Raw genomic sequence first — 16,516 nt, 5'->3', positions numbered from 1 at the left:
TTATAGTACTAGGAATTAGGGCAAATTGTACTTTTGCAAAAGAATTAAATTAATTACATACATGGAAAGGGATACTCGAATATTTAAGCTCATAGAAGCGGAGAGAAGGCGTCAGACGAACGGAATAGAATTGATAGCTTCCGAGAATTTTGTAAGTCCGCAGGTAATGGAAGCTGCTGGTTCTGTTTTAACGAACAAATATGCCGAGGGTTATCCAGGGAAGCGTTATTATGGAGGATGCGAAGTGGTCGACGAAGTAGAACAATTGGCCATTGATCGTGCCAAAGCACTTTTTGGAGCGGAGTATGCCAATGTACAACCACATTCAGGTTCCCAGGCGAATGCATCCGTATACCATGCTTGCTTAGAGGCTGGTGACACCATTTTGGGATTTGACCTGGCCCATGGTGGCCATCTTACCCATGGATCACCAGTAAATTTTTCAGGTAAATTGTACAATCCTGTTTTTTATGGGGTAGATGAAAAAACGGGAACGCTGGACTATGATAAAATTCAGGAAATAGCAACTAAGGAGCGACCAAAACTTATAATAGCGGGGGCTTCTGCATATTCTCGCGATATGGATTTCAAAAGGTTTCGGGAAATTGCGGATAGTGTAAACGCCTTGTTGTTGGCCGACATTTCGCATCCTGCCGGTTTGATTGCCAAAGGATTGCTAAATGATCCTATTCCTCATTGCCATATTGTGACCACCACTACCCATAAAACCCTAAGAGGGCCAAGGGGAGGTTTGATTTTGATGGGAAAGGATTTTGACAATCCCTTCGGAATCAAACTTAAAAACGGTAGCTTAAGAAAAATGTCCGCCTTGTTGGATTTGGCCGTTTTCCCTGGAAATCAGGGAGGCCCCTTGGAGCATATTATTGCGGCGAAGGCGGTTGCTTTTGGGGAAGCACTTACGGAAGAATTTGGGATTTACATGCAACAGGTCAAGAAGAATGCTGATGCCATGGCCAAGGCTTTTGTTGCCAAGGACTATAATATCATTTCTGGAGGAACGGACAACCACATGATGTTGATCGATCTACGAAACAAGGGTATAACAGGGAAAGATGCGGAAAAAGCGCTAGTTCTGGCCGATATTACGGCGAACAAAAACATGGTTCCATTTGATGACAAATCACCTTTTGTTACTTCTGGCATTCGATTTGGTACCGCCGCGATTACGACAAGGGGATTATTGGAAGAGGATATGAAGACCGTGGTGGAATTTATCGATAAAGTATTGACGAATCCTGAAGATTCTCAACTAATTGCCGATGTAAAGAAGAGTGTCAACGCCATGATGGGAGACAGGGCCATATTTAATGAAATGACCGTTAAGGCCTAGTTGTTCTCGTCAAACAAATTGTAATCGAGATTTGCAGGGATAAATTTATTCTTCTGAACATCAAAAATCAATCCGTCTACTTCGGATTCCATATAAATTCCCCAATATTCCTTATAAGCGGAGGCATTTGGGGATTTTTGATTTTCATGAAAAGTATGCGCACTGCTAAGATTGTCTTCAAAAACAGGGACGAAGATTTCTTCGGGCTGTTCTGTCAATCCCTTGGTAATTGAAACATATTGCCTTGCAATTTCAGTCATGATAGTATTGAATTGTTCTGGGATACTATTCCTGTAAATGTTTTTGATAATTATGTTGGTATCGTTTAAATACAGGGTGATTTCATTAATATCAATTTCCAATGTCCTATTTTGAGTTGTCAATAGACCAAAACTTTTTGTAAGCGTGGAAACATTGATGTCCGTGGAACCCCAAAGTCCCTTATTAAAATGTCCTAGAACATCTATAAGGTTTAATGGACAGTCGAGCTCCAAAACCAAATCCATTTTTTGGTTACCATACTTGGCATTTTTGATAGTAACTTTGGAAAAGTAACCCAACTCAAGGGATTTCTTAAAATCATCTAAGCCAAAAATCTTCTCTTCTGACTTTGTGTTTATTAGTTCGATGGGTTGGTAATTGTGAAATTTGAAAAGCATTCCTTACAATTCTTTTATTATAAAGATAGCCTTAATGGGAATTCACAAGACCTAGGAAAACCTTAGAATTTTGGAGGATATTATTATATTTTAAAAACAGAATTTACAAAATACTGATTTTTAAATAGTTGTAATAATAATATTTTTGGATTAAAGGAAACCTCTCTTCTTTGCTTCTTGTATAAGTGCTAGGTCATTGCCATTCTTTACACCAAAAATTGCCTTTAACTGCCTTTTTCTTGCCTCTACGGTCGTATTGGCCGAAGCTATAAGAGGTGCTATGTCTCGTGTATTGGTTCCTAAGGACAGATAATACAAAATCTTTTGGTCCTGTTCATCGATATCTATATTGCTGGCCATTCTCCTGCGAACGGCACCCAAAGCACTGGCGGTATAATAGGGAGGTTTTTTAACTACGGTATCAACCATCGTTCTAAGCGACATTTCATCAATTTCCGACTTTACCATATAACCGTCAGGGTTTACGGCCTTAAAAATATTGTTGATACGGTAACTGTCACTGAAAGAGGACATAAAAACAATCTTTGAGTCTGGAACAATTTCCCTGGCCAATTTACCTAAATCCACGCCAGATCTTGGATCTTTGGATTCGGCGGGAAATAGTTGGATATCCAATAGGATAATATCAAAAGCTAAGCTTCGCGCCGAGTATTCAATTTTTTCCTTTCCCTTGTCATAGCTTTTCGCTATTTCCACTTTCACTGAAAAATCCTCAAAATCGGCATCCTCAAGGATATATTTATATCCCAAGGTCGTCATTTCATGATCATCCACCGCTAATATCCTAACCGTCTTCATTTGCTTGTTATTTACATTATTTCATAGACAGGATGGCCATTCATTTTCCTGTAAGGCAAAATTATATATTATGTGCCAAATACTAACCTTCTTATCCGGGATTTTGGTTTACACACGTTGCAAGGCGGTATTGGTGTTGGAATCCATAAAATGCAACGGAATTTCCAGGGTTATGGTAGTTCCTCCTTGAGGTTCTGATTGCATTTGCCAAGTCCCGTTCAGTTTTTCTATCCGTGAACTTATATTTCGCATTCCAATTCCCTTTCGTTCCCTTTCCATATCAAATCCCATTCCATCATCTCCCATCGCCACCTTGAGGGTATTATCAAATCTCTGAAAATCAACAAAGAAATTCTTCCCATGGGAATGTTTTATCGCATTTTGAAGACATTCCTGTATCATACGATATAGATTGATCTTGATTTCACCTTTAAGTGCGTCATAATCCTCATCCTCGTCATAATTGAATGTAGTAATTAATTTGGAATTTTCCTTGGCAGAACCCAACAAATCTTCTACGGAATTGATAAAGTTGTTAATTTTCTGATAGGCACTATGGCTTAGTTCATGGGATATGGACCTTACTTCCTCTTCCACATTTTTTAGTGCCTTTATGGCCTCCATTCTGGCCTCAATGGCTTCCTGCCCCGTTTTTTTGTTGAGACCTGTCAATACCATTCTAGCCCCCAACATTTTTCCAAGAACGCCGTCATGGAGCTCCTCTGAAATCCTTTTTTGCTCCAACCTTTTCACCTCGTCCACTTTTTGTTTTTGGGTTAGCATAAGGTTAAAGATCTCTTGGTTGTTTGCTTGTTGTTGTTGGGCAAACATAAGTTTTTGGTTTTTGGCCCTTTGGTTTATAATGGTATAGACCGATATTCCCAAAAGGAAAAAGCCCAATGCCACTCCTGACCAAATCTGCTTCTGCTTGGCCAGAATAGCCGTCTCTTCCTCCAGTTGTTCATTTTGGGCGATAAATTCATCCGTTTCAAAACGAATACGGGCAAATTTATTACGTGCCTGACGTTCTTCCATGACAATGCTATCGTTTAGGGCAATGTACTTTTGAGCATATTTGGAAGCATTCTTATTGTCAATTTTGGCCAAAAAGGTATAGGTTTCCAAGAGACGCTCATTGCTTAAACTTTCCTTTGCCAATGCAATAGCCCTCTCAGCACTTCCAATTGCTTTTAGGGTATCTTTATTGAACAAATGATATTCCGCTTTGGCAAAATAGGAGGATGCCAAGCCTCTTTTATCCTGAATACTATCCCTTAACAAAATGGATTCTTCTATAAGCTTGTTTACACCCAAAGTGTCATTTAGCTTTATTTTGGTAGTGGCTATATTATTTAAGGTTTTGGCATATAGAGTGGTATTCTCTGATAAAATATTTCTTTGGTTTAAATTATCTTCGAAATTTTCCAATGCTTTATGATAGTCGCCCAAATCAATGTAGACCATACCTCTATTGTTTATATTTTCTAGTATTAAATAATAATCATGGTCTTCAATTTTTTGTAAAAAAAATAAAGCTTGATCATAGTATTTAATTGCTTGGTCATATTCGCCGAGAGCTTGGGAATTAATAGCCAAAGTATTATAGGAATTATAAAGTTCCCTGTATTTCTTTAAAGGTTTTAGTCTTTCAATGGCGGCTATAGTATTTGCTTCACTTCCTACATAGTCTCGAATTTCCTGTTGATGTCTTGCCATATTATAATACATCCGTGCTGATAAAAATTTATTTCCCAATTCCTCATAAATTTTTTGTGCTTCGGAATAACTGTAAAATGAACTATCCTTACTAGAGTTTCTGCTATAATGAAAACCTAAATCCCAATAAGCGTTGGCCAATGCTAAGGAATCTTTGCTTTTTATAGCAAGGTGCCTTGTAGTTGCATTGACTTCTCTAAAAAAAGCAGAATCTTGCGGCTCGATGTAGTAAGAAAGATTGGATAACAACCGAAGCTGGAGACTATCGCTTTTGATTGTACTAAGTAAATCAAAAGCGTTTTGGAGGTCGGCTTTCTTTTGTAGATAACTTAAGGAATCATTAATAGCACTTTTTATTTTCGCCTCCACTTCTTTTTGAAGTGCAATATCTTCTTTTGGGACCAATTGCGATCTTAATGAAGAAAAAGGAGTACCGCAAAGGATGATTAAAATTAAATACTTTTTCAATCCTTATAATTTTCGCTTTGTAACTGAATACTTACAAGATAACAAAACGCCCTAACATTTATTGCAGGGCGTCCCAAATATTTATAGTAATTGTATGTAAATAGGTAAATTGAATTAAGCTTTCCCGTAAGGAGGATCCCTTCTATCCTCTTGGGAAGAACAACCATCACAGGCCAACATAGTACTGAAATCTTTCATAAAGTCAAACTCATTTGCAGTGTTTTCAACTACATAGGTGGTTAATCCTAATGCCATGATGGCTACTGCGGCAATACTAACTATTTTCTTCATTTTTGTAAGGTTTTAAATTTATGGTGTTTCTTTTTTTATTACGTTACCAAAGTAATAGACTTAAGAGAAATTAAAACCCTGATTTGCTAGTAGTTAGTGGATTGCCCTATTCTGTGAGTATTTGAACAGGTTTTGAGAGAATTTGGTCAATTTAGGGAGGATACACTGTTTTTGGAAAGGATTTTCTTTAGTTGATCCATTTTATCCTTGTAGGATTTTGAGAAGGGCAGGTTTTTCTCAATTTCTTTTAAGGCACAGATATTTTTGCCAAAATTGATTCTTGATACATAGTCCGTGTTGACGATGTAGCTTTGGTGGATGCGAATAAAGTTTTGGGGCAATTTGTTTTCAAAAGTTTTTAAGGTCTTGAATGCGTTCACTACGGTTCCATCCCTCATAAAAAATTCTGTGGTATTATTGTCGGCCTGCAGGTAAAGAATATCCGCTGTATTCAAATACTGAAAATCATTGTAGGACTTTAGGCAGATAGTAGTAGGTTCCTTGACCTTTGGATTTCTTTTCCTTAGTTTTAACAAGGACTTTCTTATGTCGAACTCATTAAACGGCAATAACCAGTAATCAAAAAATCCATTTTTAATAGCATCGTAGGCATATTTCTTGGATTTAGAAATGCCTATGACCATGGGGATTTCCAAGAGATATTGGTGCATTTCAACCACCATTTGGAAAAGAGGTTGTGCTTTTTGGTCCAAATTGATAAAAACCAAATCTGGAGTGTATTTAAGAATATGGTTCAGTCCGTCATCAGGATTTTTAGCAAATCCCGAACACGTAAAGTCACCATATGCTTCCAAAAACGTGGTTAATTGTAAGTTGGAAACAGCATCAGAATCGATAATTACGTACGAATATTCCAAAATCCATAGAGTTCTGTCGCAATTTACTAATACGCTAAAAGTCTTTGAACTAGGAAAACCTTATAAAAATGGAGGTTATTATATTATTTTTTTCTAATTAATTGATTTTGAAAGATATTTCTGAGATTAATATAAGATATATACTACTCCAACTTAGGCGTGGCTTGATAAACGCCCAAATCCGGAGCGGAAATCCTTTCCCTATTCAGTAAATCAAAAGGCACTTGTCGGGCAAATGGGATACTACCTTTATTGATTGCATCGGAATCAAGCCCAATCCTAAAATCATTTTGCTTCGGATCAAAAAAATCAGGGTCACCGTTTAATAAAATGTTTTCGAAAGCTGGCCCATCGAAATCATATAAAGCATTACTGGACGATTCCGACCCAGACGCACTGTATTTGATAAGGCAATTCTGAAAGCTATAGTTAAAAATGTTGTTTTGATTCGATAAAAGCATGAGTTCTGACATGGAGTTGCCGCCGATAATACAATTTTTAAAATCTGCCTTTACCAAATCAACGCCTTCGTCTGCACCAAATTTTCCAAAATTGCGCAAATTTAATGCCCTACCATTTCTAAAGCCATTGGTCCAATAATTGGCTATGGTTGTATGTGTGAACTCATACCTGCCACCTAATTCCCCATAGAAGGAAGAGCTCCCTGAGCTTCCCAGGAGAAGATTTTGGGCATTTAGAGTAGCCGATTTGGCCCATAAATTATGGATGGCACTATTATGTATCTGACTGTTGGCAATCTCCAAAGTAGTGGTTTCCGCTTCCATGTCCCCTTCAACATAAAGACCTATTTCCGCATTTTTGATGGTGAGGTGGTTTACACTATTGCCGGTACTTCCCTTTGCAACGAACAAGGCTCCCCACTGTCCTGGGATATTGGAAAAGCTTGGTTCAAGTCTATCGCCTTCGAATATGACCTCACCTTCCAATGCTTCTTGGTCATTGCTAAAGTTTCCGTTCACTAGTAAGGAGGCATTGGGTTTCACCAAGAGTCCGGAATTACGATGAAAATGAACCCTGGCACCGGCATCTATAGTTAGTTTTGCATTATGAGGTACCGAGGCATAACCATATATCACGTATGGTCTCTGGTTGTCAAAATGGAGTTGGTCATCCTTTAAATCGAAACCTTCCACAAATACTTCGGAACCATCCTCTCTGGTATACAATAAGACATTTTCCATTTTTCCGTTGGCATCCTTAGATGGGTACAGAAAAACGGCATCCTTGACCAAGGTAACAAGTTCCACCTCCTGTAAATAAATGTCATTATCGAATTGAATGGCGTCTGTATAGAGCAATTGGGATGGTTCGTCCGGTAATAGCGTAATATTGGTTTCAACAAAAATGAATAAACTGTCTTCCGCGTATAAGGGAATGTCCTCAAAAATATTGCCTGCCTTACCATCGACATTCAATCGATAATAACTTTCTTGGCCATTTCTAAGCCGTATGGATGGTATTAGGACATCATCCTTGGTAGTATTATAAACCTTAAGGGAATAGGTACTGCTTCCAATACTGCTAAAAACCGTATCCAAGTAAACGGTGTCCTTTGAAAAGGACAGGTGGCCTGCACTATTGGCAAATTCAAAATCCTTTCTGCACGAGCTTCCCCAAAGCACCAAAATGATTAAAATGGATGTAAGGGAAAATTTTAATTTCATGCAATCAAATTATGTAAACTGGTTGGTGTTTAACCTTTCTACCATAAATGGGTCTATTCACTTACATTAAAAGGTCACCCTAATGATTTGATATTCAATACTTTTATCAAGATTTAAGAAAACAGCTTCTGAATATCCTCTGAAATCCGCATAGGCTTTTTTGTATCCTTATTTAAAAGACACCATTCAGTATTTGAACGTACAAGAAGCGTATTTGTTATTTTATGGAATATTTCTACAATGCGCGTAGAAATAGCACCCTTACTTTTTTCAATATAGGTAGAAATATGAATTGGATCTTTAAGGAAGGCAGGTGACTTATACTCAATGGTGTGTTTTAAAACTACCCAAATAACTTGTTCTTGAATCTCGATAGGAGCATTTTTTTTCCAATGCTCCTTGGAAATATCCTGTATCCATTGCACATACCTTACATTGTTTACATGATTAAGATCATCCAAATCCTCTAAGGTAACCTCGATTTGTTTGGTATAGGACATTTTATTTTTTTTGAATTTGGACCTCGAAAATTTTGTCCCAATCCTTCCCAGTTACAAAAAAGGACTTACGTTCAGGATGATAGGCAATGCCGTTTAGTACATTCTCGGTGTCAACCCAGTTTTCGGTCTTGGCCACTTTTTCACTTAAACCACCAAAATTGATAACGCCCTCAATGGCCCCACTTTTAGCGTTGATAATCATTACACCTGGTTTTTGGTACACATTGGCATAAATTTTACCATCTACATATTCCAATTCATTAGTATCCGCAAAGAGCGATTTGTTCGTAGCAATTTCTATATGGTCTTCTTCTACCAAGGTTTCTGGATTTAAAATCCAAATTTTGTCCGTTCCGTCACTTTTATAGAGTTTTTCCCCATCGTTCGCAAGTCCCCAGCCTTCCTTACTTTTACCATATTGAAAGTTATCCAGTTTTTTCATGTTTTTTAGGTCGTAAATAAAGCCCATCCCGCTTCGCCACGTAAGTTGGTAGATTTTATCCCCTAAAATTGTAATGCCCTCCCCAAAATAGGTTTCGTCCAAATCGATCTGTTGATACACCTTGCCAGTTCTGTAATCGAATTTCCTCAAAAAAGAGCGTCCGTTTTTTCCAGTACCTTCATATAAGGTGTCCTTATGAAACTCCAATCCTTGTGTATATGCATTTGGGTCATGGGGATATTCGTTTAGAATGGTATAGGTATAAATATCCGGGGCACGGGAAGCCAATACTTTTATATTTCTTGTTACCTCAACAGTATTTCCCTCATAGGTAATGCTTGCCTTCAAGACTTTGTTGCCCAACTTGGGAATTGAAAAATCCAATTCATCGTTCACTAGTACTAGCTCTTGACCATCAATACTATATGTCACACTTTCAATTTCCTTGTTTTTGATGTTTTTCAAGGAAACACCCAATTTATCATTTTGGTTTACTTGTTTGGCATTATCGGCTAGTTCAATACTAAAAAGTGAAGAGGGCTTTTGGTTGCCGCTTCCACATGAAAAAAATAACATAAGAACCACGAAGGCCAAGGGAATTCTAAAAATCTTCATTTGAAATAACATGCTAAAAATTTGATAGCTAATTTAGGTAGTCGGCAAGTTAATCCATAAAATTTAGAATCTAAAAAGGATTGCCAAACATTTAAAAGGTTGTATATTTGCGCTGGCAAGTCCTACACGACCAGCTCCTGTAGAATCCCCCAGGGTGGGAACGCAGCAAGGGTATACGGTCGTAGCGGTGCGATGTAGGTAGCTTGCCTTTTTTTGTGCCTTATAGTTTTTAAACTTTGGCCATTACCTAGATGCATTCGGAAGAAGTCAGTTTTGATTTCAAAGCAAGTTTTGAATCATTCAAATACCGCTTATCGTATCGGGAGAATTCGAATGCCATTCCAAATATATACGTCATTAGATTTTTAAAATACGATTTCCATCGCTTACTTTTGGAACATGAATTCAAAAATCGTACTAATCAGTGGAGGCTCATCCGGAATTGGAAAGTCCATAGGAAACTATTTAACCAAATATGGGTTTAAGGTCTATGGCACAACTAGAGATTTAAAAAAATATCCGAATTTTGAGGGGTTCGAATTATTGGAAATGGATGTTAGAAACCCTGAATCCGTAAACAATGCCATAGATGAATTATTAAAAAAAGTAGGTAGATTGGACATCCTGATCAATAATGCTGGAGTTGGAATTACCGGACCTTTAGAGGAAACCCCCAATAATGAAATATCGAATGCCCTTGAAACCAATTTCATGGGGCCACTTAATTTGATCAAGGCTTCGTTGCCTCAGATGCGCAAGCAAAAATCAGGTTTGATCATCAATATAACCTCCATAGCGGGTTATATGGGATTGCCCTATCGTGGTATTTACTCCGCCACCAAAGGAGCACTTGAATTAATCACGGAAAGTCTTAGGATGGAAACCAAAGATTTTGGGGTTGAATGCACCTGCTTGGCTCCGGGAGATTTTGCCACCAATATTGCCGCAGGTCGTTACCATGCGCCCATAAACGAGAACTCTCCCTATAGGATACCCTACGAAAAAATACTCAATTCAATAAATCAAGATGTTGATATGGGAGGAGACCCTGAAGATGTGGCCAAAAAAATTTTGGAGATAATAAATACCAAAAAGCCAAAAGTTCACTATAAGGTGGGGGCATTTATGCAAAAAGTATCCACAACTTTGAAAAGTATCCTTCCGGATACCTGGTTCGAGAAGCTACTCATGAATCATAGCAAAAATTAAGGATATAAAATAAAGATTAATTTTTTTAATGATTGTTCCAATATATATTGGAGAAAGCATCTACTATTAATGCATCATTTGTAATGACACATTTGTTCATAGGGTAGAGAATGAACGTTTCTGTGAGTTTGTGATAATCATCCGTTCGAAATTGACTGTGGGCATCGAATTCAAATTTATTGACTATCGTCTTCCAATTATTGGGTTCGGTTTTAAAATTTATACCGATGTATTCGTACTCCGGTTTTTCACTTTTTAATTCCTTTACGCGACTAAAAATGCTTTCGTAATGATTTTTATCCGTACCGGACCAAAAATAAAAGACTGCCTTTTTGTTTTTACTAAGAGAAGGGAGCGAAATCAAGGAATCAGACATGGATATCACCTCGATATTTGGTACTGGACTATTGGGCTGGATATTGCTGATACCCTCATACAATCGCTGAATTTCCTCTATATGCCTATTGTTTCCCGATATTCTTTGAAATTCATTTATAAATACCCTATTACTATCCACATCGTGTTCACGTAAAAGATAATTAAAGGCAACATTTCTAAAAAGGTTGTCCCTAAGTTCTTTTTCACCAACCAAGCTATCAATCAAAGCTAACTTGTGTTGGTTAAAATGCAACTGGTTGTGGGCAATACCGTTCTCCTTACCACAAGAATTGGAACAGGTCATGTAAGAAAGATTGCCAAGGTGGGATTTCATAAAATCATAATAGGGTCTCAGATAAATCAAGTTTTTGTTATTGTAGTCAATTCCATCTCTGTAAGCATAAAAAGATTTCGGAAATTCATGTAGTTCTTGTTCCTTTAAGGTTCCCCTGTGCTTAAAAGGATAGACTTCTTTAAATTTATAAAACGTATAATTAATACTGGCCTTGGCAATTTCAAAGGCAGTATCCGTTAATTTGGATTCCTTGTTTAGTTCTTCAAGTTCCTCAAGTTTTTCCTTTCTAAGGTCTTCAACTTTTGCCGAGAAATCATCAATTTCCAATTGAAAAAGATCGGAATACATCAGTTGTTCCACCTCTTCATCCTCAAGGAAGATTTCCAATAAAAAATTGTTCAATTCTTCATTGGTTCCCGAGAAAACCAAGGACTCATCAAAATATAGGGTATTCAGTCGGATCCAGACACTGTCCCCTTTTTCCAAATACACATATTGTTGTTCTGGATTATGGTTGAAATGATAAAGTCCATCATCGACTTTGTCCAATTGGAAGGAAAATCGATTATTTTCATCCAATTTGGCGGAGTCCAATGCGCTACTACCTTTATACAATACTACGTATTCACTGGTAGGATTTACAATTTCCCCGGCAAAAAACACACCTTTGTCTGTATTTACGGGGGAATTACAAGCTACTAGAGCTAAAGAAAGTGCAATAGGTAAAAGTTTATCCATACACAAAATGGGCAACATTTAAGATCAAAAATAAGGATACGCCTATTCGATATCTGTTAATAGCTAGTTAAAAATTAATGGTTTAGGTTATACGGAACATAATCTGGGATGATGTTCAATGTTTGTTGGTTTTCGCCTATTAATTTCAGTATTTTTGCACGGATTTTTAAAATGAGCATTATGTTATCTGTATCCAATCTATCAGTACAATTTGGCAAAAGGGTTTTGTTTGATGAAGTAAACGTGACTTTTACAGAAGGCAACTGCTACGGTATTATTGGGGCCAACGGGGCGGGAAAGTCCACCTTCTTGAAAATACTCTCAGGTCAACTAGATCCTACATCGGGTCACGTGCATTTGGAACCGGGAAAGCGTATGTCTATTTTAGAACAGGATCACAATGCTTCCGATGAATTTACCGTATTGGAGACAGTGGTTAAGGGAAACAAACCTTTGTATCAGATTAAGAAGGAAATCGATGCCTTGTATGCGGATTACAATGATAAGAATGCCGATAGGATAGGGGAGTTACAGGTGCAGTTCGAAGAAATGAACGGATGGAATGCTGATAGTGACGCGGCCGCCTTGTTGTCCAACTTGGGCATTGGTGAAGATTTGCACTTTACTTTGATGTCAGATTTAGATTCCAAACTAAAGGTAAGGGTCCTTTTGGCCCAAGCACTTTTTGGTTCCCCTGATGTACTGATTATGGATGAGCCTACCAACGATTTGGATTACGAAACCATCAATTGGCTAGAGAACTTTTTGGCCGATTATGAAAATACGGTCATAGTGGTATCGCATGACCGCCACTTCCTGGACACGGTATGTACCCACATTGGGGATATTGATTTTGGCAAATTGAACCTATATTCAGGTAACTACACCTTCTGGTATGAAAGTAGCCAACTTGCTGCAAGACAAAGGGCCCAACAAAATAAGAAGGCAGAAGAGAAGGCCAAGGAATTGCAAGAATTTATTATGCGTTTTAGTGCGAACGTTGCAAAGAGCAAACAGGCAACTTCAAGGAAGAAAATGCTTTCCAAACTTAAAGTTGATGATATTAAACCATCAAGTAGAAGATACCCTGCCATTATTTTTGAAAGGGAACGTGAGGCCGGTGACCAAATATTGAATGTGGAGCGGCTAAAAGCCACTACAGAGGAAGGTGAACTGTTGTTTGACAATGTTAATATCAATCTGGCAAAAGGAGATAAAATAGCCGTTATTTCAAGGGATTCTAGGGCAACCACCGCCTTTTATGAAATCATCAACGGAAATAAAAAAGCGGATGATGGTAATTACAATTGGGGAGTCACTACCACACAATCATATTTACCTGCGGACAATTCCAGTTTTTTCACCCAAAATATAAACCTCGTGGATTGGTTGAGACAATGGGCAAAGACAGAGGAAGAGCGCGAAGAGGTATACATTAGGGGCTTTTTGGGTAAAATGTTGTTCAGCGGCGAGGAAGCCCTAAAAAAGTGTACCGTACTTTCCGGGGGTGAAAAAGTTAGGTGTATGTTAAGTAGGATGATGATGCTACGAGCCAATGTACTCATGTTGGATGAACCTACGAACCATTTAGATCTGGAAAGTATTACGGCATTCAATAATTCCCTAAAGAATTTTAAAGGAACGGTACTTTTTACTACTCATGACCACGAATTTGCGCAGACCGTGGCCAACAGGATTATAGAATTGACACCCAAAGGCAACATTGACCGGTATTCCACGTTTGATGAGTATATGTCAGATAAGGCATTAAAGGAACAGAGGGGCAAGATGTATGCTGTTCCTGTGTAAGGAAGTATAACCCAAATCCATACATCATGAAGACCTACACCTACAAGGTCGGAATATTGCTGATGGCTTTCTTGGTCGCATGCAGTAAATCCGACAAGGAGCCCCAAGAGAATGAGCCCCCAATATCTATTAAAGCAGATTATACCCTTTTGATGGATCAAAACGGTGTTTTGACCACGCAAAGTCTCCAGACCTCAGAGAATGGAATGGTTCCAAAAAACAATGATTTGGATTTTCCTCCATTTCCTTCTACGAATATTTCGTATGCCGATGCAAATTCATTTAGTTTTTTTGAAGTCACATCGGACTGTAAGGGACGGATTTTAAGGTTCAACTTTGATAGCGGTATGTATCAATTGATAGAAACTTTTTTGAATCCCAATGCATGTGATTTAAATATTACGGCCATCGCACACGATAATACCCATGTTTTCCTAAGCTTTATTAAAAGTGAAGTGGGCAAATCGGATTCCCATTATGTTAGGATCATCAATATAACCGATGTTGAAAGTCCTGTGGATATAGAAATAGGCCTAAAACCAATTTCTGTTGTTCCAAGTAACGGGAGACTATTTGTACTTACGAATGATGATGAAATATCGGATGAAAATGGGATAAGTGTTATTGATATTGATGGGCAATCTATAATTTATGAGAAACTTATAGGATTTAATGCAAAGAAAATTTTTAAGAATCCAGAGGGTAATATCGTCATAAGCTACCCGGAACTTCACACCTCGTTAAACAGTATGTCCTTTGAGGGAGTTTATACCCAATATGGAGAAACGCTCCGTCCAAGTCTCTATTCGGCCACTTACAACATTTTCGACTCCAGTGGAAAAATGTATTATATATTGGGTACAGAGGACGAATCAAATGACGAAATTCCCGCTGTGTACGATTTTCAATCCAATTTGGCTACGTTGTACTATTTCGAAAACTTTTTATCCGAGACGGAACTGACATCAGAACTAAATATACAAACTGCAACGGCCATAGGGTATGACGAAAAGAACCGATTCATTCTAGTAGGGTACAAAAAGCGTGACAGCAATTCTGGAGGGATATTACGATTGAACCCGTCACCAGATTTTGCATATATAGATGCTATAGAATTGTATGGTATCCCAATGGCAATCCTTGTTCAATAACCGAACTAAGCGTTATAATATTTGCTGTTCCAAATAGCAGGGCTAAAATTTTTACCCAAGGCAAAGCCATAAAATATGGTAACCGCTACGATACTTTTGAAAATAAAGAAAAACAGAATACCAAATTGTGCTATGGAACTCGATTTTGAAAAAAGTCCGTTGGGAATTAGCAATGTTGTCAAATAGCTTAGCAAAACGATAACGAAAATAAGGTTACCTACATTCTTAAAAGGCCACATCATTAGTTTCCTTAACGGATGTAAATCCTTGCCCCATTTGTGAATCAAATAATAATACCCATTGCCCATAGGAGCGAACAAAATTGGGTCGTCCTTATCCTCCAACTTAAAAAGCTTGGAGGGTGCAATAATTTTAAAACCTTTTAATTCGGTATTGTGCTCCTTTTCCAGTTTTCCAATCTTGGAAAAGGCCTCTACGGGAATTTCGCTCTTAAAGTATTTGGTATCCAAAAACCTAAGTCGGTAATCGATACAGACCTTTTTAATTTGATCTATATGAAAAATTCTTTCTGTATCCAATTTGTCGAAATTAAATATATTTACCCTTGGTTTTTCAGAGGACTCCGCAAGATTTTTATCAATTCTAGAATAATTTTTATCGAGCTCGGCAAAAATATTCTTTACTTCTTCAAGTACATTATCACCATTTCTTAGGTGTCTGTCCTTTTCCAGGTGTAACTTGTCCAGGAGATTTGTTTTTTTAAATAGCATATTTTCTTTTTTAGCAACTCTTTCAAAGTTAGACAATAATTAAATTTTATGTAAAGCTTGTAAATTTAGTTATTTGTTAAATATTTGTTAAATATAATATTTGTCATATTTTAAATAGGATTCAATTAGCATCAAGATTGTATATTGTCACTGAATGTTGACCATTCATCGATTAACGAAATTACCCCAAACCGAAGAACCTTGAATATGAAAAATTGGACATCCCCCGTGTCTTTCGCAGTAGTGCTATTTTCACTTTTATGTACCGCTCAAAAGTCTCAATCAGATGCGCATGACAACCTGATATCCAATGTAAGTCCAAAACTAAATTCCATATTACATAGTACTGAAAAGACGGAAAGCCACAGCATGTTGCTATCTATTTTAAAAGCTTCTGATTTGGATTGCCTTTTGGATTATGATGGTCAATTTACGGTCTTTGCACCCTCCAATGCAGCTTTTGAGAAACTATCAGAAGTTACGAATGAATGGCTAATAAATCCCGATAATAAAGAGAAGTTAAAGGCCATTATGTCCTATCATATTATTGCGGGCAATATCTCTGCCAGCAAAATGTTAAGGGCAATGTGCCGTGGTAATGGGGAAGCTTCCTTTACTACCATTTTAGGCGAAAAAATTACAGCTACCATGAACGGCATTGATATCGTACTTACGGACCCTAAAGGGAATCAGGCAAAAATTGTAAATGCCGATTCAAAGCAGCTCAATGGGGTAATACATGAAATAGACAGTGTATTTTTCCCTCTCAGCTTATTTTAAT

At 37.6% G+C, this 16,516-nt stretch carries 15 protein-coding genes and 1 other RNA gene; 6 read left to right on the top strand and 10 right to left on the bottom strand.

Features of this window, described 5'->3' with window-relative positions:
• Positions 1–61: 61 nt before the first annotated feature.
• Positions 62–1,351: a serine hydroxymethyltransferase gene (gene glyA, locus DZC72_RS12155; protein ID WP_125223192.1), complete on the top strand. Its 1,290-nt coding sequence runs from the start codon at positions 62–64 to the stop codon at positions 1,349–1,351.
• On the opposite strand, the gene DZC72_RS12150 is transcribed toward glyA, so the two are convergent.
• The 8 genes from DZC72_RS12150 to DZC72_RS12120 all read right to left on the bottom strand — a co-directional run bounded on the left by DZC72_RS12150 (position 1,348) and on the right by DZC72_RS12120 (position 9,424).
• Positions 1,348–2,010 carry a hypothetical protein gene (locus DZC72_RS12150; RefSeq protein ID WP_125223191.1) on the bottom strand — a complete coding sequence of 221 codons (663 nt, stop codon included), beginning with the start codon at positions 2,008–2,010 and terminating at the stop codon, positions 1,348–1,350. The genes glyA and DZC72_RS12150 overlap by 4 nt on opposite strands.
• 150 nt (positions 2,011–2,160) lie before the next feature.
• A complete protein-coding gene (locus DZC72_RS12145; protein ID WP_125223190.1) occupies positions 2,161–2,829 on the bottom strand; it encodes a response regulator in 669 nt (222 codons plus the stop codon).
• A 108-nt stretch (positions 2,830–2,937) separates the two neighbouring features.
• Complete coding sequence (locus tag DZC72_RS12140) at positions 2,938–5,013, bottom strand: tetratricopeptide repeat-containing sensor histidine kinase (RefSeq protein WP_125223189.1); 2,076 nt, start codon at positions 5,011–5,013, stop codon at positions 2,938–2,940.
• A gap of 114 nt (positions 5,014–5,127) precedes the next feature.
• Positions 5,128–5,304 (bottom strand): hypothetical protein, encoded by a 177-nt coding sequence (locus DZC72_RS17800; protein WP_165869315.1) that lies wholly within the window; start codon positions 5,302–5,304, stop codon positions 5,128–5,130.
• A 146-nt stretch (positions 5,305–5,450) separates the two neighbouring features.
• Positions 5,451–6,182: a LytR/AlgR family response regulator transcription factor gene (locus DZC72_RS12135; protein WP_125223188.1), complete on the bottom strand. Its 732-nt coding sequence runs from the start codon at positions 6,180–6,182 to the stop codon at positions 5,451–5,453.
• 143 nt (positions 6,183–6,325) lie between these two features.
• Positions 6,326–7,867, bottom strand: a complete 1,542-nt coding sequence (locus tag DZC72_RS12130) for a hypothetical protein (RefSeq protein WP_125223187.1) — start codon at positions 7,865–7,867, stop codon at positions 6,326–6,328.
• Positions 7,868–7,980: 113 nt separating this feature from the next.
• Positions 7,981–8,367: an acyl-CoA thioesterase gene (locus DZC72_RS12125; protein ID WP_125223186.1), complete on the bottom strand. Its 387-nt coding sequence runs from the start codon at positions 8,365–8,367 to the stop codon at positions 7,981–7,983.
• Between the two features lies 1 nt (position 8,368).
• A complete protein-coding gene (locus tag DZC72_RS12120; RefSeq protein ID WP_125223185.1) occupies positions 8,369–9,424 on the bottom strand; it encodes a glutaminyl-peptide cyclotransferase in 1,056 nt (351 codons plus the stop codon).
• 113 nt (positions 9,425–9,537) lie between these two features.
• Between DZC72_RS12120 and ffs the strand changes: the two genes are divergently transcribed.
• Both ffs and DZC72_RS12110 read left to right on the top strand, forming a co-directional pair.
• Positions 9,538–9,636, top strand: an RNA gene (gene ffs, locus DZC72_RS12115) — signal recognition particle sRNA small type.
• A gap of 187 nt (positions 9,637–9,823) precedes the next feature.
• Positions 9,824–10,633: an SDR family oxidoreductase gene (locus DZC72_RS12110; RefSeq protein WP_125223184.1), complete on the top strand. Its 810-nt coding sequence runs from the start codon at positions 9,824–9,826 to the stop codon at positions 10,631–10,633.
• Positions 10,634–10,658: 25 nt separating this feature from the next.
• On the opposite strand, the gene DZC72_RS12105 is transcribed toward DZC72_RS12110, so the two are convergent.
• Complete coding sequence (locus tag DZC72_RS12105) at positions 10,659–12,044, bottom strand: transaldolase (protein WP_125223183.1); 1,386 nt, start codon at positions 12,042–12,044, stop codon at positions 10,659–10,661.
• Positions 12,045–12,224: 180 nt separating this feature from the next.
• Here DZC72_RS12105 and DZC72_RS12100 point away from each other — a divergent pair, with 180 nt between their 5' ends.
• Positions 12,225–13,853 (top strand): ABC-F family ATP-binding cassette domain-containing protein, encoded by a 1,629-nt coding sequence (locus tag DZC72_RS12100; RefSeq protein ID WP_125223182.1) that lies wholly within the window; start codon positions 12,225–12,227, stop codon positions 13,851–13,853.
• Positions 13,854–13,879: 26 nt separating this feature from the next.
• A complete protein-coding gene (locus DZC72_RS12095; protein ID WP_125223181.1) occupies positions 13,880–15,004 on the top strand; it encodes a hypothetical protein in 1,125 nt (374 codons plus the stop codon).
• A 5-nt stretch (positions 15,005–15,009) separates the two neighbouring features.
• Here DZC72_RS12095 and DZC72_RS12090 read toward each other — a convergent pair whose 3' ends face one another.
• On the bottom strand, positions 15,010–15,735 hold the full coding sequence (locus DZC72_RS12090) for a hypothetical protein (RefSeq protein ID WP_125223180.1): 726 nt from the start codon (positions 15,733–15,735) through the stop codon (positions 15,010–15,012).
• A 207-nt stretch (positions 15,736–15,942) separates the two neighbouring features.
• Here DZC72_RS12090 and DZC72_RS12085 point away from each other — a divergent pair, with 207 nt between their 5' ends.
• Complete coding sequence (locus tag DZC72_RS12085) at positions 15,943–16,515, top strand: fasciclin domain-containing protein (protein ID WP_125223179.1); 573 nt, start codon at positions 15,943–15,945, stop codon at positions 16,513–16,515.
• Position 16,516: the final 1 nt, after the last annotated feature.

This window comes from Maribacter algicola, from assembly GCF_003933245.1.
Classification (GTDB): Bacteria; Bacteroidota; Bacteroidia; order Flavobacteriales; family Flavobacteriaceae; genus Maribacter; species Maribacter algicola.
Note: the sequence above shows the minus strand (reverse complement) of the source record. Positions and strands in the feature narration are given on the sequence as shown.